This window comes from Paenibacillus sp. LRG-1 (assembly GCF_057220305.1).
Map to the genome: position 1 here is coordinate 4,010,160 of NZ_CM170126.1, position 19,635 is coordinate 4,029,794.

Genomic DNA, 19,635 nt, shown 5'->3' on the forward strand with positions numbered 1-19,635 from the left:
CCTATTTCTTCAACTTCGGATCAAGCGCATCACGCAAGCCGTCGCCAAAAAGGTTGAACGCAAGCATAATCAAACTGATCAAACCTGCTGGGAAAAGCATCCGCCACGGGTAATACATCCACCCGGTCAGAGCCGATTCAATCATTGAACCCAGCGACGCCTGAGGAGCCTGTACCCCTAATCCAAGGAAGCTCAGGAATGCCTCAGAGAAAATAGCACTTGGAACTGTCAAAGTCAGTGTGACAATGATTGGTCCTACCGCATTAGGCAACAAGTGACGGAACAGCAAACGACCTGCACCAGCACCCATTGAACGGGAAGCAAGTACGAATTCTCGGTTTTTAAGTTGTAACATCTCACCACGTACAATCCACGACATGTTAATCCACCCCGTTACACAGAGCGCAATAATAATTGTAGTGATACTTGGCTCCAGTACAACCAGCAACAGGATCGTAACAAGCAAGTAAGGAATGGAGTACAAGATTTCAGAAAATTTATTCATGATTTCATCAACGCGGCCACCAAAGTAACCCATAATTCCACCATAAATAACTCCAATCATCAAGTCAATCATTGCAGCAGCCAAACCAATAATCAAGGAAATCCGAGCGCCCATCCAAGTACGTACAAACATATCACGTCCCAGATCATCTGTTCCGAACCAATGTTCCGCCGAAGGAGGAAGATTGGTGCTCAACAAATCATTGGTGCGATCATCGTATGGGGACAGCATCGGCCCAACAATTGAAGCAAGCACAATGAGAACCAACACACTCAAGCTCGTCATTGCCAGTTTATTTTTACGAAGTCGTTCCCAAGCATCTCGCCAAGCGGACAAGCTTTCGCGCTGAATAACTTCAGACTGCTTTTCATCCGCCCCGACCTTCTGGAAATCTTCCGGTTTTACCTGAAGCTTATCCAAGTTCACAGCATTATCTTTAACAGACATAAAGTTATCCCTCCTTCCCGCCAGTAAGCTTAATCCGCGGATCAATAAATCCATATGCAATATCTGTAATAAAACGCGCCACCATCAGCAAAATACCGTAAAAAATAGTAACTCCCATAATCATGGTATAATCGCGGGTTGTAATACTATCTACGAATACCTTACCAATACCGCCAATCCCGAAGATACGTTCAATAACAACTGAACCCGTAATAATATTGGCCGTCATGGGTCCCACATAGGTAACAACCGGCAAAATAGCATTACGTACAACGTGTTTGAACATAATTGTAATGGATTTCAAGCCTTTAGCTTTGGCAGTCTTAATGTAATCCGCATGAAGCACTTCCAGCATGCTGGAACGCGTTAGTCGAGCGATAAACGCAATTGGGGAAGCAGATAAAGCTGCAACAGGCAGAACGTAGTCCATCGGACCGTCAAAGCCCATAACATTAAACCAACCTAACTGTTGAGCGAAGAAAAATTGAATCAACGATGCTAGAACGAAGCTGGGAACCGCAATCCCCATGATAGCTAATACCATTGCAACGTTATCTATTAGCCTACGGTGATACAAAGCTGCCAGCATACCTAGCAAGAGACCGACAATTATCGACACGATTATGGCAACAAAACCTAGTTTGAGGGAAACCGTAAAAGTTTGTCCGATAATGTCAGTTACACTTTGATTCAGCTTTTTCATAGAAATACCAAAATCACCTGAAGCAATATCACCTAAGTATTTAAAATATTGGACATATACAGGCTTATCCAGCCCATATTGTTCCATTAACCGGGCTTGAATCTCAGGAGAAGTCGCTTTTTCACTCATGAAGGGGTTACCCGGAATTGCTTTCATGAGAAAAAACGTCGCAGAGATCAGAATGAACAAAGATAGCAGCATATAGAAAAATTTACTGATCAAATAACGCGTCATTGCCCGTTTACACCCCCCATAAATTTTTTTCGACACCATTCGATTTTATCGAAATAGAATTGGACTGTCCAATCTACTTATTTGCATGGTTACATGATGATGGAAAAGACCATGACACACAAAAAAAACGGGATATATATGGTTCTATCCACATATATATCCCGAAGTAACTATCAAACTTCAGAATCGAGCTTCAGTTACTGTGTAATATACGCTCTTGTGAAATCAACTGCTCCACTAAAGTCAAGCCCAATGTCTTTTACATTCGGTTTCGTTAAAGAAACATTTGAGTAGTAGTAGATCGGAAGCATTACCATATCATCTTGAACCAGAATTTTCTCCGCTTTCGCAAAATCTTCCATGCGTTTTGCTGGATCAGTTTCTTTCTTAGCTGCTTCAATCAAAGCATCATATGCTGGGTTAGCATAACCTGCATTGTTGTTGCCATTGCCTGTTGTCCACATATCCAGGAATGTCATTGGATCATTATAGTCAGCAGACCATCCACCACGAGCGATTTGGAAATTCAGCTTGTTACGTGTTTGGATAAATACGCCCCACTCTTGGTTTTGAGTTTTGATGTCAACACCAAGGTTTTTCTTCCACATATCAGCAACTGCCAAAGCAATCTTTTGGTGACTCTCGCTGGAGTTATACAGCAATGTTACCGGAGGAAGTGTAGTTACGCCTTCTTCCTTCATACCTTCTTGAAGCAATTTTTTCGCTTCAGTGAAGTCTTCTTTGAAGTAATCATCTTTATTCTCAGTACGGAATTCTTGAGATACTCCTTTGATACCTGGAGGTACAAAGCCGTATGCAGGAATTTGACCGCCCAATGTTACTCTTTCAACGATTGGTTGGCGTTCAATAGCCATCGCAAACGCTTTACGGATTTTAACATTGTTAAATGGTTTTTCAGTTACATTAAACAGATAGTAGTACGTACTTGCAATCCCTTTTGCCTTAAATTCGTTAGGCAGTTCTTTTTTCACAGCCGGAATTTGGTCGGTAGGAATTTCACCGTTTGGCATACCTGCGTAATCGAGTTGTCCACTTCTATAAGAAGCCAGCTCTGTTGCACCGCTATTTACAAGGGACATCGTAATTTTATTCAGCTTGATATCATCTTTACCCCAATAGTTTTCACTTTTGGTTACTTCGATCTTTTGACCGCTGTCCCAAGTCGTTAATGTGTAAGGTCCGTTAGTGATCATGCTATCTTTCTTAACAGCCCACTTATCATTACCTTTAACGGAAGGATTTACAGGGTAAAAAGTGTAGAAAGAAGTCAATCCCAAGAAGTAAGGAGTTGGGTGCTCCAGCTCTACTTGCAATGTATGGTCGTCAACAGCTTTAACACCTACATCTTTAAAGTCTGTAACTTTAGTGCCTTTAAAAGATTTCGAAGTGCTCAGGTTGTAACCCTCAGCATTTTTGATATAGTACAATTGGTAAGCATACGGAGGTGCAGGAGCCGTGGAAGGATCCAATACCCGTTGCCAAGCAAATACGAAATCGCTTGCTTTGACTGGGTCGCCATTACTCCATTTTGCAGTATCACGAAGCTTGAACGTATAGGTTTTGCCGTCATCGGAAATTTTCCAAGATTCAGCTACGCCAGGGATTTCTTTGCCGTCAGGACCCATACGTACGAGACCTTCATACAAAGTTTTCAGAACCGTGTTAGTTTGACTATCCTGAGCTTGTGCCGGATCGAAGGTTGGCGGCTCGGAAGCAAGGTTAATGCGCAAAATTTGCTTGTCGGCCGGAGCCGGCGTAGTCGAGGTGTTTTCTTGTGCGCCCTTACCATTATCGTTCTTGCTGGAGCCACAACCTGCGAGCAGTGCACCAACTGCAAGAATGAGTGTCAAAAGGACTAAAAAGCTTTTCCTTTTCATCTAGCGTTTTCCCCCTAGTTCTAAAGTGGTATATGTTTATAGATTATACAACCAGCGGTCAAAAAAATCTACATTACATTTCTTCAAATTGAGCTTTTTTTTCAAAAAAACATGATTAATTCATATTTTTTCACCTTTTCATGTCATCTTATATCACATGATGTTGAATATATTCTTAAATATACCAACAACAGTCAACAAAATATACGCCAATGTCATCGCTATAAAAGTTAATCTCCAGACCGCTCTACATAATCTTTTACCATCAACCTTCCCTTTTATTCGATTTTGAGCTCCTCCAATTAAACCCAAGGCCAGTAATAGGAGCAGTAGAATCAAATAAAAACCGAATCGAGATGTAAAAATGACGTTAAAGAGTGCTGCGACGGAAAATATCAGAAAAAACGTGGTAATATCCATAGAAGTAAGTAACGATTTCTTTTTTTCCATTTTAAGAATGTAGCGACAAACCGCAAACACGATCAAAAACGGAAAAAAGGGAAGAATACTGAAAGTGATAATAGTACCTTGTATAAGACTCAACTGATCACCCCTCTTTTAGCCGCATGCCTTCAATTAATTGCCACAATACCTCATGAGTTGGTGCAGTAACTCCAGCCCGATCTGCCATCTGCACCAGTTGTCCGTTAATTGAAGCAACTTCCGTCATGGACTGTGCAAGTACATCAGCTAGCATGGACGAGTGATTTTCTGCCGTTGCCCGGCATACATTCATAATTTGCTCCCACCATGCGTTTTCCCAGTGGATACCATGAGCTTCATACACTTGAATGCCTTCATCGTACAGCCTGCGCATCATATGTATTCGAATAGGGTCCGAAAGCAGCTCGCCATTACGAACTCGCCATACCGCTGTCAGCGGATTGATCACAGCATTGATCAACAACTTGCGATACATACCGTTCTCGATTTCTTTCGACAAGCAAACGTCAAATCCTGCTGCAAGCAGCCGATTTAGCACACATTGATTAAAATTATTGTTCTTCGCCTCCTCCCCTTCCTCCGAACTACCAATTTCAGTAACACCCGATCCTGCATGTACAATAGATGCTACTCCCTGCCTCTTGGCTCCTTCAGTCGTCACAGCAGGGTATACCACAGCTTCAGGCCAAGCCTGTCTAATGCGTTCTATATGGCCGATTCCATTCTGCAAGCAAACAATTCCTGTATCTCTATCCATTTGAGCTGCAGGCTGGATCTGTTCTAATACTTCCTCAATCGCCCCCTGTTTGGTCATAAGCATTATCCATCGTGCTGGAGCCTGTGAATTTAACCGTTGCCAATCTGCCAATGGCGCTACCTTCAATTTATCCCCGGAAACATGTACTGCCGTCTGTCCCTCCTTATCAAACACAGTAATCCCTTCACGAGCAATGACGCGTGCCTGCTCAAGTGTACGCGTCCACAGCCTTACTTTTGTACCCGAAGCAGACAACCTCCCGGCAAACAACAATCCCAGCGAACCCGCTCCAATAATATCAATCACCTTTGTATCGTCTCGCTTCCATCTTTTTTTCTACTATATCATATGCCCTCTAAAGAAATACAAAAAACGCCAACTACGGCAAAGCGCTAGTTGACGTTTTATTTCAATATTGCAGAAGTAATCTTGTTACTCAATGCGCTCCAGATTCCCATTGGCGTCCATTTTGAATCTGGATTTAAGCTCTTCCTCATCTTCAGTGATTAAAGCCAAGCGCCGAGCTCGGTCCATAATCTGAATCAGAGCTTTATAATCATCATTCACAACACGATAGTCGGTTTGTACATCATTCACTTCTTTGGACAGCCGGTCATTAATGGAGCGAAGCTGATTCAATTCTTCTTCCTTTTCCCGTAAATCTTTCTCCAGCATCTTAATCTGCCGATTCGTTTCCTGGACGGATCCCTTCCATTGGCGCAAGAAGCGAATTACTGCATCAATAGATAATGTATCCTCACTCGCACCATCCGTTCTGTATCCACCTTCGACTGTATCAAGCGAGGCAAAAGCCGCAACCTGTGATACACCCACCGGGTTCTGCTTACGGATATAACTGCGCTTCTGGCGCTGTGCTTTGGCAATACTAATCGCTTCATCGTAACGTTTGCGCACGCAGCTATTCCAACGAAAGCCACATGCTGCAGAGGTTCTTCCTATTTTTTGTCCAACCTCCTCAAACGCAGCGAGCTGCGTTCCACCTTCACGGATATGCCGCAATGTCACCTCCGCCAATATCAAGTCATCTTCCACACTCCATGCATCTTGTCTTATTGCAGTCATGCCTCTAGCCCTCCTAACAACATCCTGAAATAACCGTCTTCATGAACCGATCTTGCCGGTATTTGAATAGGGTATAAAAGCTGTTTATTCATTCCTATGCCTCTCGTAGAGTTCATAGAATCTATTTGATACTAAATTGTATTTCCATTTCTGCAAGAACTCATACGTGAACGTAAACAGTTTCGGGTTTCAAGCATGCTCAGACTGCTGTACAATAAAATGAATGGTTAAAGAAACAGAAAGGATCATATACATTACCATTAGTTTTTTTCGGGAATACATAAAAGGGGAAACCAAATGAACAAACGAATAAAAATCACAATCAGCACCCTGCTGACCACCATTATGTTGCTAACTTTCATATATGTACGTCCTACCCTGGCCGCTCCCTCCCATGAAGAAAGTCAGATTTTACAAGATAGCCTGTCGATTGTAGAGATAGACCATGAAATTGAGCGAATCAGTCAGGAGCAGCATACCCTTTTGCAGCGTCAGCAGGAACTGCGAAGTAATCTCACCGTTCAGCAAGAGCAAATGAACATACAACGGAAGCGTGCAGGTTCTGTGCTGCGATCTTATTATATGGGGGAAAGGGACAAACTGTTGAGTGTGGTGCTAGGGGCGAAAAGTATAAGGCAACTTCTCTCTCTGTACGATTACTACTTATTATTGATTAATCACGATCAGGATGTGCTTCAAGAATATGAATCCAATTATCAATCTATGCGAAAAACAGAACAACAAGTCACCCAAGCCTCAATGGAACTGGAGACTGTCAAAACAAACTTACTGGCACAACGTAAACGCATTGCCCTGCTTCAGTCGCGTGTAAATGACGGCGTTAACGCCAGTAATGACCCGGATACCCTACGCAAGCTAATTGGCGAAATGACAGCTTATTGGGAGAATGTAGGTGTCTACGAGGTAAATAAGCACTTTAAAGCATTAGCACAAGCTATGCAGAATTTACCACAATTCATTCAACAACAACAAGGTGCCATGGTTACAAATGGAAAAGTCATTACGATAAGCATTCGTGAAGAGGACTTTAACCGTTTTTTAAAGTCAGAAAATGAATTGTTTAATCACTTCAACTTTACATTTGCGCAGGATCGAATTGTGGTAGAAGGTCAGCAGGGAACGATGAAATTAAGGGTAGAAGGTCACTACACGCTAGAGAATGAGCCGAAAAATGCAATTTTATTTCATGTGGATCGATTGGTATTTAATGGTCTGGAGCTACCTGATACGACCCGCAACAAGCTGGAAAAGGATTTTGATCTGGGTTTCTACCCACAGCAGCTTATTTCATATGTCAAAGCCACAGAAGTACGCACTTTAGCAGGAATGCTTGAAGTTAAGCTCGAATTAAACTTTAAGTAAAATTTTGCTCACCTTTCATTGTTCTGAATTTTTACGTGTATAAAACAAGAGACCCCGGGAGATTCCCGAGGTCTTTATTATTGTAATAACGGTAGGGATTTTATAGTAGATCGGCTGCCAACTGCGCAAGCTTGGAGCGTTCTCCTTTTTCCAACATGATATGCCCACTAATCCCTTCTTGCTTAAACCGCTCCACCACATAGGTTAGACCGTTACTGGCTGCATCCAGATAAGGGTGATCAATCTGCTCCGGATCTCCCATCAAAATGATCTTGCTCCCCTCACCCACCCGGGACACAATCGTTTTGATCTCATGTCGGGATAAGTTTTGCGCCTCATCGACTATAATAAATTGCCCAGGTATCGAACGCCCACGAATATAAGTAAGTGCCTCCACCTGAATACTGCCCAAGCCCATCAAAATTTTGTCGATATCACCTGATTTTTTGGCATCAAACAGATACTCTAGATTATCGTAGATGGGTTGCATCCACGGGCGAAGTTTTTCATCCTTTTCTCCCGGTAAATAACCAATATCCTTACCCATAGGAACAACAGGCCGAGCAATCAGCAGTTTCTTGAAGCGATGTTCATCCTCTACCTTAAGCAAACCTGCCGCCAGCGCCAGCAGCGTTTTGCCCGTACCCGCTTTTCCTGTAATGGTCACGAGAGGGATATCGTCATTAAGCAAAAGCTCCAATGCCATCCGCTGTTGAGCATTACGCGCGCTGATTCCCCACACCGATTCGTTACTTAAGTACAGCGGCTCTAATCGCTCTGCCTCCTGATTCACTTTCAGCAAAGCTGATTTTCCAGTTCCCATTTCATCTTTCAGAATAACAAATTCATGCGGATACAGCGTATAAGGTAGTTCCAGTGGCTTGATTGGTAAAAAACGGTTAGAGTAAAATTCATCTATGATGGACGGGTGCACCTGTATTGCCGAGTATCCGGGATATAGCTCACTTAGATCGCCTGTTCTATCGGATAGGTAGTCTTCGGTCAGCAGTCCCAGTACATCTGCCTTGATCCTGACCAGCACGTCTTTACTGACCAAAACGACCGAACGTGGTTCAGGCTGCTCCTGCTCTTCCAGATGATAATTCAAGGCGACCGCCAAAATCCGGTTATCGTTCGAAACCTCCCCGAACATCTCCTGAACTTTCAAAAAACTTCGGTGGTTTAACTCAACCTTAAGCCTCCCACCCTGGGGAAGTGGAACGCCACTGTGCAGATGACCTACTTCTCTTAACCCGTCCAACAATCGCGATACATTGCGGGCATTCCGTCCAATCTCATCCGCGTTGCGTTTTTTGGAGTCGATTTCTTCCAGAACAACAGCTGGAATGACAACTTCATGTTCTTTGAAGGTAAAAATGGCTTTCGGATCATGCAGCAGCACATTCGTATCCAGCACAAAAATTTTCTTCATTAAATCCCCTCCAAAGCGGCGTGGACAATCTCGTGTTTCATACCTATACCTATTCACCGGGTACCCAATACTTGCTGATTCCCTGAAAAAAGAACCCCAAAGCAGATAAAGCAACGAAAAGTTGTAGTGAAGATAGCTCTGAGCCTGTACATTTTTAAAATTAGACACAAAAGGCCCAGTGATTGCTCACTGGACCTAGACTTGGTTCACTATAACTTTAGACATACCTCAACCCCCTTATGTTATATAAGAGCTTTACTCGCTGCGAGTATAACATAAGAGAGGAGAAAGATACATACTCAGGAATTGGAAGAAGCTGCAGTAGTGTCGCTTGCTTTTTTAGCTAATTCCTCTTGTAGCGCTTGTTTGGCCAAATCGAGCTGTTGCTCATCAATGTACACATACGGGCTACGCCACGTTCCTGCCACCGGATTGTATTTCACATTTTGCTTGGAAATATTCCAATAGGTTTGTACGATATTTTTCATTTGCTGTGACTCGATATCTGTCATCATATTCTTATCAACCGATTTAATAATTGCGCTAAACTTGGTCAAAGCGTTAAAGGATTGCATTTGGTCAATTAGGGAATGAAGCACCTGATTTTGTCGACGATTGCGATCAAAATCGTCAGATTCAGCTGTTCTTGGACGACAATTCGATTTGCGGTAGCGAACAAAATCAAGAGCCTGATCACCGTTCAAATGCTTGGCTCCAGCTGTCAGGTTAATATCGGTACCATCTGCACGGTCACGATAACACATGTTTTTATCAACCGTCACATCTACGCCACCCAAATTATCTACTACATCTCTAAAGCCCTGGAAGTTAATAACCGTCACATAATCGATATCAATGTTTAAATATTTGCCGATCATCTTCTTCATTTGCTCTTCAGCAACTTCACCAGATTCTTTCTCTCTAGCCTTAAACACTGGATAATACTCATTCAACTTGCGTGGTTTATATCCATCCATTTCTAGACGCGTATCGCGCGGTAAAGACACGATGGTAGACGATTTGGTATTGGGGTTTAATGTAGCTACCATAATAACGTCTGACAAATAAGTCGGATGATCAGGGCGGTAATCGGTTCCCAGCAATAAGATAGTCAAAGGCTTAGCTTCAGCCAATTGTGTTTTGGGTACTTCCTTGTTGATCCCCGTATCCAAAACTTCCTCTACCTGATTGTAAATATAGTAGGTATAACCACCTACTGCCAAAATACCTATAATGAGCAAAAACAAGACAAACTTCATAAACGATCTGAAAAAGCTTTTTTTCTTTTTCGTTTTTTTCGGTTTGGCGGATTTTTTCCCGCTTTGTGTCCGGGGAGGCAATCCGTTCGAAAGATTACTCATGCTTCAACACCTTTTCCTGCGTTTTGAGAAATATCGCTTTCTCCAAGTTTACAATCCTAAAACACATACAGCGGCGCATCCCGTTCCCGGGCGTCGCCGCTGTGGCCAAAGACCAATCCAATCAATTACGTATTTGCTTGTGCTGTTTTACGTTGTTTCTCCGCACGCTCGCGTTCACCTTTGTTCAAGATCTTTTTACGCAAACGGATGGCATTAGGCGTAATTTCGCAATACTCATCATCATTCAGATATTCGAGCGCCTGCTCCAGAGAGAAGATAACAGGTGTTTTCAGTTTAACTGTATCGTCTTTTGTTGCTGAACGAACGTTTGTCAATTGTTTTTCTTTACAAATGTTAACGACGATGTCGTTATCACGTGTGTGCTCCCCAACGATCATGCCCTCATAGATTTCAGTACCTGGCTCCAGGAACAAAATACCGCGATCTTCTACGCCCAGCATACCATAAAATGTAGAGCTGCCGTTTTCCGTTGACACGAGAACACCCTGATGACGTCCACCTACTTGACCGCCAACAAATGGTCCATAGCTGTCAAACGCATGGTTCATTACGCCGTAACCACGAGTCAAAGTCAGGAAGTTTGTAGTGTAACCGATCAGACCACGTGCAGGGATCAGGAATTCCAAGCGAACCTGTCCGGTGCCGTTATTAATCATGTTAACCATTTCGGCTTTACGGGAGCCCAAACTTTCCATAACCGCGCCCATGCTTTCTTCCGGAATATCAATGAGGAGACGTTCGATTGGCTCCATTTTCTTACCGTCAATTTCCTTGACGATAACTTCCGGTTTGGACACTTGCAGTTCGTAACCTTCACGACGCATGTTTTCAATCAGGATACCCAGATGCAACTCACCACGTCCGGATACAATAAAGGCGTCCGGGCTATCTGTTTCATCAACACGTAAGCTGACATCCGTTTCGAGTTCTTTCAGAAGACGCTCACGCAATTTACGGGATGTTACCCACTTACCATCGCGACCTGCGAATGGGCTGTTGTTAACCAGGAAGGTCATTTGCAGCGTTGGCTCATCAATCTTCAGTACAGGCAATGCTTCAGGATGATTTGGATCGGCAATGGTTTCACCGATGTTGATATCTTTAATTCCCGCAATCGCCACAATGTCACCAGCGCCCGCTTGGTCAGTTTCAATACGTTTCAGACCTTGGAAGCCGAACAGCTTCTCAATACGCGCTGATTTACTGCTACCATCACGCTGCATAACTGTGACTGCTTGCCCCTGCTTGATGATACCGCGGTTTACACGACCTACTGCAATTCGGCCAAGGTATTCGTTATAGTCCATCAGTGTTACGAGGAATTGAAGAGGCTCATCTACTTTCTCAGTTGGAGCCGGAATGTGCTCTACAACTGTTTCGTACAATGCTTGCATGTTATCGTCTTGCTTTTCAGCATCCATGCTGGATGTTCCGTTCAGCGCCGAAGCGTACACAACAGGGAATTCCAATTGCTCATCATTCGCACCCAGCTCAATGAACAAATCCAATACTTCGTCAATGACTTCTGCCGGACGAGCTGCCGGACGGTCAATTTTGTTAACTACAACGATAGGCGTCAGATTTTGTTCCAGCGCTTTACGCAGTACGAATTTCGTTTGCGGCATGCAACCTTCGTAAGCATCAACGACGAGCAAAACACCGTCAACCATTTTCATAATCCGTTCCACTTCGCCACCAAAGTCGGCGTGTCCCGGTGTATCTACAATGTTAATCAGGTAATCTTTGTAAGTGATTGCTGTATTTTTAGCCAAAATCGTAATACCGCGTTCACGCTCCAGATCGTTGGAGTCCATGGCGCGCTCCTGAACAGCCTCGTGTTCTCTAAATGTTCCGGACTGTTGAAGCAGCTTGTCGACAAGCGTCGTTTTTCCGTGGTCGACGTGGGCAATAATCGCAATATTGCGAATGTTTTCTCTTGCATGCATGGTTTGTATCCATATCCTTTCCGTATATCAAAATAGTGTCTCTATCCTGAAGCAGTGCTAATTCAAGGCTAACAATCGTTCTTTAGGCCCACTCCCTGCCAGCCTTCTATATGTTTCAGGCTTTGTACAGACAGCTTCTCTCTCCGATTCGCGTGAAAACCTTAAAATAAGCGTCAGAAATCTCCGACGCTCTTATCATATCCATTATATTATAGTTGAAATATGTCATAAAGCAAGACATTATTGCCTGTTCCGTAATTTACCGCCATAAAATCTCACAGCTTGTCGTTTTACCTTTTGCGTTTGCCACGGTTGTTTAGGACCAACCAGATTCCAGCTCCGATCAGTAAAACTGCAATAACATATATGATGCCCGTTCTTAGCAGGGTAATGACCAATAAAAACACCGATATCAACCCCAATATCACGCCCCCTGTATAAACATTACGAGAAAGCGAAATATCATTAATGGCGTACTGCCATAATCCAATCGCCACACCTAGAAGTAGCAAAGGCCATAAATAGGCCATTAAATGCCAGCCCCAAATATTGCAGAGCAAAAATAAGAAGCCATAAACCGACAAAATCCCTGCCGGCAGCAACATAAAGGGTGAAACTTTACGCTTCATGTACATTGCATGCAGTACGATTCCAGGTATTAAAAACAGCAAAGGCCAAAAGTTTCGTCCCAAGAAGGAGAACGTCCCCAGTTTCCCCAACAAAATAATCAGTCCTACGGCAACAATGCCCACTCCGATCATACGCTCTTTTCCGGAATTCATCGTGGTCTCCTTTGTTTGCTGAATTTGTTTTTAGGTCTTTTAATGTGATTGTTTTTAAGTATATTTTAGCCGATGTTTTCCAAAAAAACTACGTTCAAATATGGCGAGCTCGTAACTGACGATATATTCCTACAATGACAACTGCTGCGGCCAAAAGTCCCGGTAACCATGCATGTATTAGCTCCCCCGCACCTGCTAACCACACACCCAATCGGGGATCACGGAGTAGCATTTCTCCTGCCGTAAAAGCCAGGATTGCAGATCCAAGCAAAACAAGTACAGGGAACCGATGAAGCCAGATCGCAATCACGTTGCTGCCCCAGACGACAATCGGAATGCTAATTGCAATACCAATGACGATAATGGCGATATCCCCATCTGCTAGGGCTGCAATAGCTAATACGTTATCTAGACTCATCACAAAGTCCGCTACCAGAATCACCTGTATAGCCTTCCATATGGTTGTTTCTGCTCTGACTCCCACATGATCCTCATTCTCATAAAGCAGCTTAAACGCAATCCATAACAGAAGTAGACCGCCTGCCGCCTGAATAAAGGGTATGCCCAGCAAAATGACAGCTACAAAAGTCAAAACACAGCGCAGGAGGACTGCACCGACTGCCCCCCACCATATAGCTTGACTCCGCTGCCTTGCAGGCAAGTTTTTGCTCGCCATGGCTATAACAACTGCATTATCACCGCTTAATACCAAATTAATCATTAATATTTTCAACAGCAAAATGATATGCTCCATGTGTACAAACACCCCCATCCTACTTGTATGCGAAATAGGACGAGGCTATGCTTATAAGCCTTGTCAAATAAGTCATCATTTATTAAAAATTGATGTCAAATTTGTTGAGTAAAGACCTTGAAATCAATAACAAACAGCAATATAATGAATCGTATTTCCGAAAAACGGGTATTAAAATAAACAACATACAATGATTTTAGGATGTTTAATCAGGGAGATGAGAACGATTGATATGTCCGGACTTCAGTTCTTTTGGCTACTGCTTAATGTGATATTTATTGATCTTCTGCTCGCAGGAGATAATGCGATTGTAATTGGACTTGCCGCCAGAAAGCTGCCTCCTGCCACGCAAAAAAAAGCGATACTGTACGGTACCGGTGGTGCCCTGCTCATTCGCATAGCAGCCACCATTGTGGTACTCTGGTTGCTTCAAGTACCGTGGTTGTTACTCATCGGGGGTGTCATGTTAGTCTGGATCGCGTATAAGTTACTCGTAGACCAGGAGGACCATACCGAAGTCAAAGCGGGAACAACGTTATGGGGTGCTATCCGCACGATTGTTGTAGCCGATGCGGCTATGGGTCTGGACAACGTGATTGCTGTTGCTGGCGCGGCCCAGCAGCATTTGCTACTTGTAGTGCTGGGCCTGTTAATTAGCGTACCGATCGTTGTATGGGGTAGCACTCTTTTTATCAAACTGATCAATAAATTCCCCTGGATTATCTATTTGGGATCGGCTGTTCTTGGTTATACAGCCTCTAATATGATTACTGAAGAACGTAAGCTGGAACCCTATTTTACCGAGCACCCTGCGCTGCGTATCTTGTTTATTGCCGCAGTTATGGCTGGTATTTTGCTCACAGGATATCTTCAAAATCGCAGAGCAGTATCCAGTCGAGAAAAAGCCGTCTAAAATGATTCAAAAACTGTTTTAACTAAAATAAAAAGGCAGACCCAAATTAGCTGGTGGGTCTGCCTTTTTAAATTAAAACCAATCTTCCTGTATAACTTCCTCTTTACGCCCCTCTATAGCTCCACCTGCCTCCAGGACAAGTGTCTCCGTTGCAGCCACAGCCTGTTCAATCAAGGCATTTAAATCCCGAATAGAGGCTTCAATCTTTTGAACAACCCACAAATTCGGATTGGTGGTTGGGGATTTGGGAACAAACAATGTGCAGCAATCCTCATATGGAAGGATGGATAGATCGTAGGTGCCAATTTGCTTTGCGATTTCCGTGATTTCCTGCTTATCCATCATTACGAGAGGTCGCAGCAATGGTAATTCTGTCGAACGGCCAATCACATTCATGCTGGATAACGTTTGACTAGCGACTTGCCCCAGACTGTCGCCCGTCACGAGTGCCAGTGCTCCTTCACGCTCAGCCAGCATCGTTGCAATTCGTAACATAGACCGTCTCATTAGCGTAATAATCAGATTATCCTGTCCAGTACGCGTAAAGGCCGTCTGCACCTCTGTAAACGGCACAAGGTGGATTTTAATCCGACCCGCATAGCCTGCTAAGACCCTTGCCAATTCAATGACCTTTTCTTTCGCACGCTCACTTGTAAACGGATAGCTATAAAAATGCACACATTCAATTTCCAATCCTCTACGCATGGAAGACCACCCTGCTACCGGGCTGTCAATTCCACCAGACAGCAGCAGCATAGCTTTACCGTTCGTTCCTAACGGAAAGCCCCCTACAGCCATAATAACATCGCTGAATATATAGGCCGCCTGCTCTCTAACCTCCACACGTAACTCAATATCTGGTTGATGTACATCGACCCTCAAAGCTTGAAACTCTCGCAATATAGGAGAACCAATTAAATGATTCATCTCTTGTGAGGAATGAGCAAACTCCTTCCATACTCTGCGGGCATTTACCTTGAACGTCGTTCCATCGGTCACATTCAGCTCACGCATCAAAGCTACAGCGGTCTCAATGATAGCACCCAGCTCGACAGGAGCCATTTTGACAGGACTTATTGTCGTGATGCCAAACACTTTTTGTAACACCTGAATGATCTGTTCATAAGGCTCTCCTCCGAGAACCACATAAATTCGTCCAAATTCCTTCCGCAAAGAAGCACCGGGAAACGGTTTGAGCAGCAGCTTCACGTGATTCAGTACAGCCTTTTCAAAACGAGTCCGATTCTTCCCTTTTAATGTAAATTCACCGAAGCGAAGTAACAGCATATCATAGTGCATTTTAACGTTTCCACCTTTCAAGGGATTCCAGCTTGGCCACAGCCTGTCGCAGTGCAAGTATAAGCTCATCGATATCCTGTTCCATATGTTCATCACCGAAGCTGATACGAATGCCGCCAGACGCTTCCGCCTCATTGCATCCCATCGCCAGCAGCACCCGACTGGGTTCAGCCAATTTCGAAGAGCAAGCCGATTTGGTGGATACTACCACACCCAATTGCTCCAACGTATGCAGCATTACCTCGGCCTTCATGCCCGGATACGAAAAGTGGACAATATGCGGCGCTTCTTCCCCGCTGTTCAGCCGCAGTTGACGGATTGTCTTCACTTCTGCGACCACCCGTTCTCTCCACTCGGTCATACGGCGTGCTGTCTCTGCTTGCCGTTCGCCCGCCAACCTTACCGCCTTAGACATACCGACTAGCAGCGGTACATTTTCCGTACCTGCACGAAAACCCTGCTCCTGAGAGCCGCCACTATGCAGTGGGAAAAGCTCCACACCTTCCCGAACGAATAGTAGTCCAGCACCTTTGGGTCCACGCAGCTTATGCGCAGAGAGGCTGTACAGATCAGCCTGCCAGCCCCGGATATCAACCGGTAGCTTTCCAAACCCCTGTACACCGTCAATATGAAATAGCACACGGGGGAACTGTTTCTTGAGCGCAGCTCCGATATCATGCAACGGTTGCACCCTTCCCGTCTCATTATTGACATGCATGATACTGACTAAAATCGTATCTTTACGGACAGCGGCACAAACCTGTTCGGCGCTCACATGCCCTTCTGCATCGACAGGTAAAAATGTAACCTCAAAGCCCAGATTTGTCAGTTGTCTGCAAGCTTCATACACAGACGGGTGCTCTGTCGATACAGTAACAATATGCTTGCCTCTGGTCTGATACTGCAAAGCTGCTCCCTTGACAGCAAGATTGTTGCTTTCCGTTGCCCCAGATGTGAAGACAATCTCTGATGGATACACTCCCAAAGCCGCAGCACATACTTCGCGCGAACGCTTAAGCAACTTATCCGCATCCTCTCCATATCGATGCATCGAGGATGGGTTCCCGTAGTGGCGTCTCATGACCTCGGCAACTGTTGTAATCACCTCTTCAAAAGGCGGAGTTGTCGCGGCATAATCAAAATATTTCATTGCACTCCCCTTTTCCGCTCTATAACTGCTGCAACAAAAAAAGACCAAAACAAGGAAAGGCCGCTACATTATAGCGACACCCTTTCCCCATATTGATCCTGTCTGCGGACCTAATCTAATTGAAATTACGCACTTTTTTCGTTGTAAGCTATAGGGCTTAGATCGTATATTTTTCACGTGCATTTTGAATTTTGGTAATATATCTTTGCGTTTCCAGCGGAAGCTTGTCCAGTACAGCCATTAACTGTTCATCACTATTTACACCAAGCCGCTGCACTCGTCCGGGACCTGCATTATATGCAGCCAGCGCCATATTTTCTTGTCCGTTAAATCGTTTAATCTGGTAGGACAAATAACGAACACCGGCATCAATATTTTGAACAGGATCATATGGGTCGCTGACTCCCAGGCCTTGAGCCGTAGCATCCATAAGCTGCATAAGCCCTTTGGCTCCGGCCGAAGAAGTGACCGACGGATTAAACGAAGATTCCGTATCAATAACCGCTTTAATCAACGCTACTGGAACGCCGTATTTCTGGCTAGCCTCGTTAATCAAATCATCATATGCTGTAGGTGTTGTGGGTCCGTCTGTTGCTGTGCTGGAAGGAGCGGGGTACAATGACGAAGCCGTCCCCCTCGAAGGTCCCAATTGAAGCCATAGCAAACCGTTTTCGTCTCTGGTAACATCACTTGAATTTTCTCGTGTCACAGCACCATCTGTTTCCAACTGACCTACTTGTTCCAGTAATCCGGAAAAAGCGTCCGTTGTACCCGTCTGGGTTGTAGCACTCATATTATTTAAGAGCTGCATGTCTAACATGGACTTGGACACGCGCGGATCAATTTGCATGTGGTGTTCCCAACTTTCTATAGTTGTTATATCCCAAATAGCTTGTCATTACTGCTATGATACAACTTTTTACTATGTACTTCCATACCTTTTGATGAAAAAAAGCTCCGTTTCTGTCGAAAAGACAGCGGAGCTTTATAGATCAGCTTTAATGTAATTATATCACTAAGATGATTTTTCTCGGATATACAAAAGAAAACTGAGCTTGTTCTCCAGTAGGGTCAACGAACGAACGGGATAAAAGCAAAATAACTCAATGTCGCCAGCGCTCCCAGACCAATCGACCAAATGCCGGTCGTTTTGCTGCCATTCACATAAGCAAAAAAACCTAAAACTGCAGCAATAGGTCCCAGCACAATTGACCACATAAACAATGAGGCAATTCCTGCAGCCAGACCAATATAGCCAGAAATACGGCCACTATTGTTTATAACCTGCTCTTCACCCTTAACCTCATGTCGAGTCACAGCTGAGCCGGGAGCAACCTCTGCTGCATATTCCTCACGATCATTACGGCGCTTGGCAGATCGTTCATGAATGTGACGGGGGTAATCTACACGTTCGCGGCTAACATGCTCTTTACTCTGATGCTTGTCATTTTCATGATCTTCCATAATAAACTGCACCTCCAAATGCGAAATGAATCGCGTAATAAAATTTACACGGACTTCGGCTTAAAAGTGTGGCAACAGGTTGCGGCTGACGTGGCAGCCTTATCACGTTCTTCTGAACTGAAGCTTTCTCCCGCATATTCTTCTTTAAATTTCTTACCGGCATGACCATCAACTTCAATCATGATCAAATCTGCCTTGCACAAGTTGTTTTCTCCCCAATAATGGCAATTGGCTACGCTACACTTAACGATTGGCTTGGCCTCTTGGCTCATGATCATCACCTCGGATTCATTGTCCCCCCGCTACCCTGCACCTATGCGTTCATGGTATATGGCAGTTGGTGACATACGAAAAAAGCCGTTTCCTTCACCTCCTCCAAAATGGCAGGAAGCAAGTAGAAAACGGCTTGCTTGTCTTGTTTTAGTTTTTGATTAGAAATGATCTTCCCCGTTGAATGCTTTAGGCATGAGTACGTCGAGTCTGCATCCGGCGCTGAGTCAAATAGTCACTTTCATAATAAGTCAGATCATCACGCAATTCTTCAAAATTTTTCGTAATGTCCATGATCACTTCGCGAGCGGCTGGCACTGGCGTTTTACGGAAGCGAATAGCATCTTGTCCCGTATACGCATAGCGTCCATCCTCTGCGTAAGATTCATTTTTGGGATAAAAAAAGCTGTTCACGCAGTCATGGTAAACGTTATACAATGCCTTTTCCGCAAAATCGACGTCAAAATTGGCACGGCGTAAAGCCACACCCAGCTTTTCATAAGATACTTCGGAAAAAACAAGGACATGACGGAGATCCGACAAAAAGCCTTTGTAAAAAAGTACGGACTCCTCATTGCCATCTGTAGCCAGTTGCGGCAGAGCATGCTCATTGAGGAATGTTTCCACCCGTTTCACGGCAGTTTTCAGTCTCTCCTGCGCCGACTCACATAATTTTTGTACGTTGACTGCTGACATCAAGGCAGCTCCCCCTTATTTGTTGCTTGTTCATCAATTTGGTTACCCGAAAATAGTCCCTTCTAACCGAAAGAGCTGTAATTTTCAGTATTT

Annotated in this window: 19 protein-coding genes; 2 read left to right on the plus strand and 17 right to left on the minus strand. The window is 44.2% G+C overall.

Annotation, left to right across the window (positions count from 1 at the left end; all coding sequences use genetic code 11):
* Position 1: 1 nt before the first annotated feature.
* From ACUUJN_RS17660 to ACUUJN_RS17685, 6 genes are all read right to left on the minus strand, one after another.
* The gene (locus ACUUJN_RS17660) at positions 2-952 is read right to left on the minus strand and encodes an ABC transporter permease (RefSeq protein WP_013311103.1); all 951 of its coding nucleotides are present in this window, start codon (positions 950-952) and stop codon (positions 2-4) included.
* Between the two features lie 4 nt (positions 953-956).
* A complete protein-coding gene (locus ACUUJN_RS17665; protein ID WP_023989458.1) occupies positions 957-1,889 on the minus strand; it encodes an ABC transporter permease in 933 nt (310 codons plus the stop codon).
* A 197-nt stretch (positions 1,890-2,086) separates the two neighbouring features.
* Complete coding sequence (locus ACUUJN_RS17670) at positions 2,087-3,787, minus strand: peptide ABC transporter substrate-binding protein (RefSeq protein WP_023989459.1); 1,701 nt, start codon at positions 3,785-3,787, stop codon at positions 2,087-2,089.
* Positions 3,788-3,940: 153 nt separating this feature from the next.
* Positions 3,941-4,330 (minus strand): DUF3397 domain-containing protein, encoded by a 390-nt coding sequence (locus ACUUJN_RS17675; protein WP_013311106.1) that lies wholly within the window; start codon positions 4,328-4,330, stop codon positions 3,941-3,943.
* 4 nt (positions 4,331-4,334) lie between these two features.
* Positions 4,335-5,294, minus strand: coding sequence for a ketopantoate reductase family protein (locus ACUUJN_RS17680; protein ID WP_023989460.1), 960 nt, complete (start codon positions 5,292-5,294; stop codon positions 4,335-4,337).
* 126 nt (positions 5,295-5,420) lie between these two features.
* Complete coding sequence (locus ACUUJN_RS17685; protein ID WP_013311108.1) at positions 5,421-6,071, minus strand: RsfA family transcriptional regulator; 651 nt, start codon at positions 6,069-6,071, stop codon at positions 5,421-5,423.
* A gap of 297 nt (positions 6,072-6,368) precedes the next feature.
* On the opposite strand from ACUUJN_RS17685, the gene ACUUJN_RS17690 reads away from it, so the two are divergent.
* Entirely contained in the window at positions 6,369-7,454 is a 1,086-nt protein-coding gene (locus ACUUJN_RS17690) for a hypothetical protein (protein WP_075154456.1), read from the plus strand.
* 100 nt (positions 7,455-7,554) lie between these two features.
* Here the strand turns inward: ACUUJN_RS17690 and ACUUJN_RS17695 are convergent, their stop codons facing one another.
* From ACUUJN_RS17695 to ACUUJN_RS17715, 5 genes are all read right to left on the minus strand, one after another.
* Positions 7,555-8,886: a PhoH family protein gene (locus ACUUJN_RS17695; RefSeq protein ID WP_023989462.1), complete on the minus strand. Its 1,332-nt coding sequence runs from the start codon at positions 8,884-8,886 to the stop codon at positions 7,555-7,557.
* 299 nt (positions 8,887-9,185) lie between these two features.
* On the minus strand, positions 9,186-10,247 hold the full coding sequence (locus ACUUJN_RS17700) for an LCP family protein (RefSeq protein WP_023989463.1): 1,062 nt from the start codon (positions 10,245-10,247) through the stop codon (positions 9,186-9,188).
* A 125-nt stretch (positions 10,248-10,372) separates the two neighbouring features.
* Positions 10,373-12,214, minus strand: coding sequence for a translational GTPase TypA (gene typA, locus ACUUJN_RS17705; protein WP_013311112.1), 1,842 nt, complete (start codon positions 12,212-12,214; stop codon positions 10,373-10,375).
* A gap of 290 nt (positions 12,215-12,504) precedes the next feature.
* Entirely contained in the window at positions 12,505-12,996 is a 492-nt protein-coding gene (locus ACUUJN_RS17710) for a LiaF transmembrane domain-containing protein (RefSeq protein ID WP_076295460.1), read from the minus strand.
* Positions 12,997-13,090: 94 nt separating this feature from the next.
* Complete coding sequence (locus ACUUJN_RS17715) at positions 13,091-13,750, minus strand: TerC family protein (protein ID WP_023989465.1); 660 nt, start codon at positions 13,748-13,750, stop codon at positions 13,091-13,093.
* A gap of 217 nt (positions 13,751-13,967) precedes the next feature.
* Here ACUUJN_RS17715 and ACUUJN_RS17720 point away from each other — a divergent pair, with 217 nt between their 5' ends.
* Positions 13,968-14,663, plus strand: coding sequence for a TerC family protein (locus ACUUJN_RS17720; RefSeq protein ID WP_025722107.1), 696 nt, complete (start codon positions 13,968-13,970; stop codon positions 14,661-14,663).
* Between the two features lie 72 nt (positions 14,664-14,735).
* On the opposite strand, the gene thiI is transcribed toward ACUUJN_RS17720, so the two are convergent.
* The 6 genes from thiI to ACUUJN_RS17750 form a co-directional block, all read right to left on the minus strand.
* A complete protein-coding gene (thiI, locus tag ACUUJN_RS17725; protein ID WP_484668756.1) occupies positions 14,736-15,962 on the minus strand; it encodes a tRNA uracil 4-sulfurtransferase ThiI in 1,227 nt (408 codons plus the stop codon).
* A gap of 1 nt (position 15,963) precedes the next feature.
* Positions 15,964-17,112, minus strand: coding sequence for a cysteine desulfurase family protein (locus ACUUJN_RS17730; protein ID WP_484668757.1), 1,149 nt, complete (start codon positions 17,110-17,112; stop codon positions 15,964-15,966).
* Between the two features lie 157 nt (positions 17,113-17,269).
* Positions 17,270-17,962 carry a lytic transglycosylase domain-containing protein gene (locus tag ACUUJN_RS17735; RefSeq protein ID WP_076293500.1) on the minus strand — a complete coding sequence of 231 codons (693 nt, stop codon included), beginning with the start codon at positions 17,960-17,962 and terminating at the stop codon, positions 17,270-17,272.
* Between the two features lie 221 nt (positions 17,963-18,183).
* Positions 18,184-18,576, minus strand: a complete 393-nt coding sequence (locus ACUUJN_RS17740) for a hypothetical protein (protein ID WP_061828535.1) — start codon at positions 18,574-18,576, stop codon at positions 18,184-18,186.
* 44 nt (positions 18,577-18,620) lie between these two features.
* Complete coding sequence (locus tag ACUUJN_RS17745; RefSeq protein WP_013311120.1) at positions 18,621-18,848, minus strand: DUF1540 domain-containing protein; 228 nt, start codon at positions 18,846-18,848, stop codon at positions 18,621-18,623.
* A 187-nt stretch (positions 18,849-19,035) separates the two neighbouring features.
* On the minus strand, positions 19,036-19,542 hold the full coding sequence (locus ACUUJN_RS17750; RefSeq protein ID WP_023989471.1) for a YpuI family protein: 507 nt from the start codon (positions 19,540-19,542) through the stop codon (positions 19,036-19,038).
* Positions 19,543-19,635: the final 93 nt, after the last annotated feature.

What these genes read in the sequence shown, in the direction of transcription:
- ACUUJN_RS17660 (WP_013311103.1), bottom strand. Translation starts at nt 952, where the DNA reads ATGTCTGTTAAAGATAATGCTGTGAACTTGGATAAGCTTCAGGTAAAA.
- ACUUJN_RS17665 (WP_023989458.1), bottom strand. Translation starts at nt 1,889, where the DNA reads ATGACGCGTTATTTGATCAGTAAATTTTTCTATATGCTGCTATCTTTG.
- ACUUJN_RS17670 (WP_023989459.1), bottom strand. Translation starts at nt 3,787, where the DNA reads ATGAAAAGGAAAAGCTTTTTAGTCCTTTTGACACTCATTCTTGCAGTT.
- ACUUJN_RS17685 (WP_013311108.1), bottom strand. Translation starts at nt 6,071, where the DNA reads ATGACTGCAATAAGACAAGATGCATGGAGTGTGGAAGATGACTTGATA.
- ACUUJN_RS17690 (WP_075154456.1), top strand. Translation starts at nt 6,369, where the DNA reads ATGAACAAACGAATAAAAATCACAATCAGCACCCTGCTGACCACCATT.
- ACUUJN_RS17695 (WP_023989462.1), bottom strand. Translation starts at nt 8,886, where the DNA reads ATGAAGAAAATTTTTGTGCTGGATACGAATGTGCTGCTGCATGATCCG.
- ACUUJN_RS17700 (WP_023989463.1), bottom strand. Translation starts at nt 10,247, where the DNA reads ATGAGTAATCTTTCGAACGGATTGCCTCCCCGGACACAAAGCGGGAAA.
- typA (WP_013311112.1), bottom strand. Translation starts at nt 12,214, where the DNA reads ATGCATGCAAGAGAAAACATTCGCAATATTGCGATTATTGCCCACGTC.
- ACUUJN_RS17710 (WP_076295460.1), bottom strand. Translation starts at nt 12,996, where the DNA reads ATGAATTCCGGAAAAGAGCGTATGATCGGAGTGGGCATTGTTGCCGTA.
- ACUUJN_RS17715 (WP_023989465.1), bottom strand. Translation starts at nt 13,750, where the DNA reads ATGGAGCATATCATTTTGCTGTTGAAAATATTAATGATTAATTTGGTA.
- ACUUJN_RS17720 (WP_025722107.1), top strand. Translation starts at nt 13,968, where the DNA reads ATGAGAACGATTGATATGTCCGGACTTCAGTTCTTTTGGCTACTGCTT.
- thiI (WP_484668756.1), bottom strand. Translation starts at nt 15,962, where the DNA reads ATGCACTATGATATGCTGTTACTTCGCTTCGGTGAATTTACATTAAAA.
- ACUUJN_RS17730 (WP_484668757.1), bottom strand. Translation starts at nt 17,112, where the DNA reads ATGAAATATTTTGATTATGCCGCGACAACTCCGCCTTTTGAAGAGGTG.
- ACUUJN_RS17735 (WP_076293500.1), bottom strand. Translation starts at nt 17,962, where the DNA reads ATGCAAATTGATCCGCGCGTGTCCAAGTCCATGTTAGACATGCAGCTC.
- ACUUJN_RS17740 (WP_061828535.1), bottom strand. Translation starts at nt 18,576, where the DNA reads ATGGAAGATCATGAAAATGACAAGCATCAGAGTAAAGAGCATGTTAGC.
- ACUUJN_RS17745 (WP_013311120.1), bottom strand. Translation starts at nt 18,848, where the DNA reads ATGAGCCAAGAGGCCAAGCCAATCGTTAAGTGTAGCGTAGCCAATTGC.
- ACUUJN_RS17750 (WP_023989471.1), bottom strand. Translation starts at nt 19,542, where the DNA reads ATGTCAGCAGTCAACGTACAAAAATTATGTGAGTCGGCGCAGGAGAGA.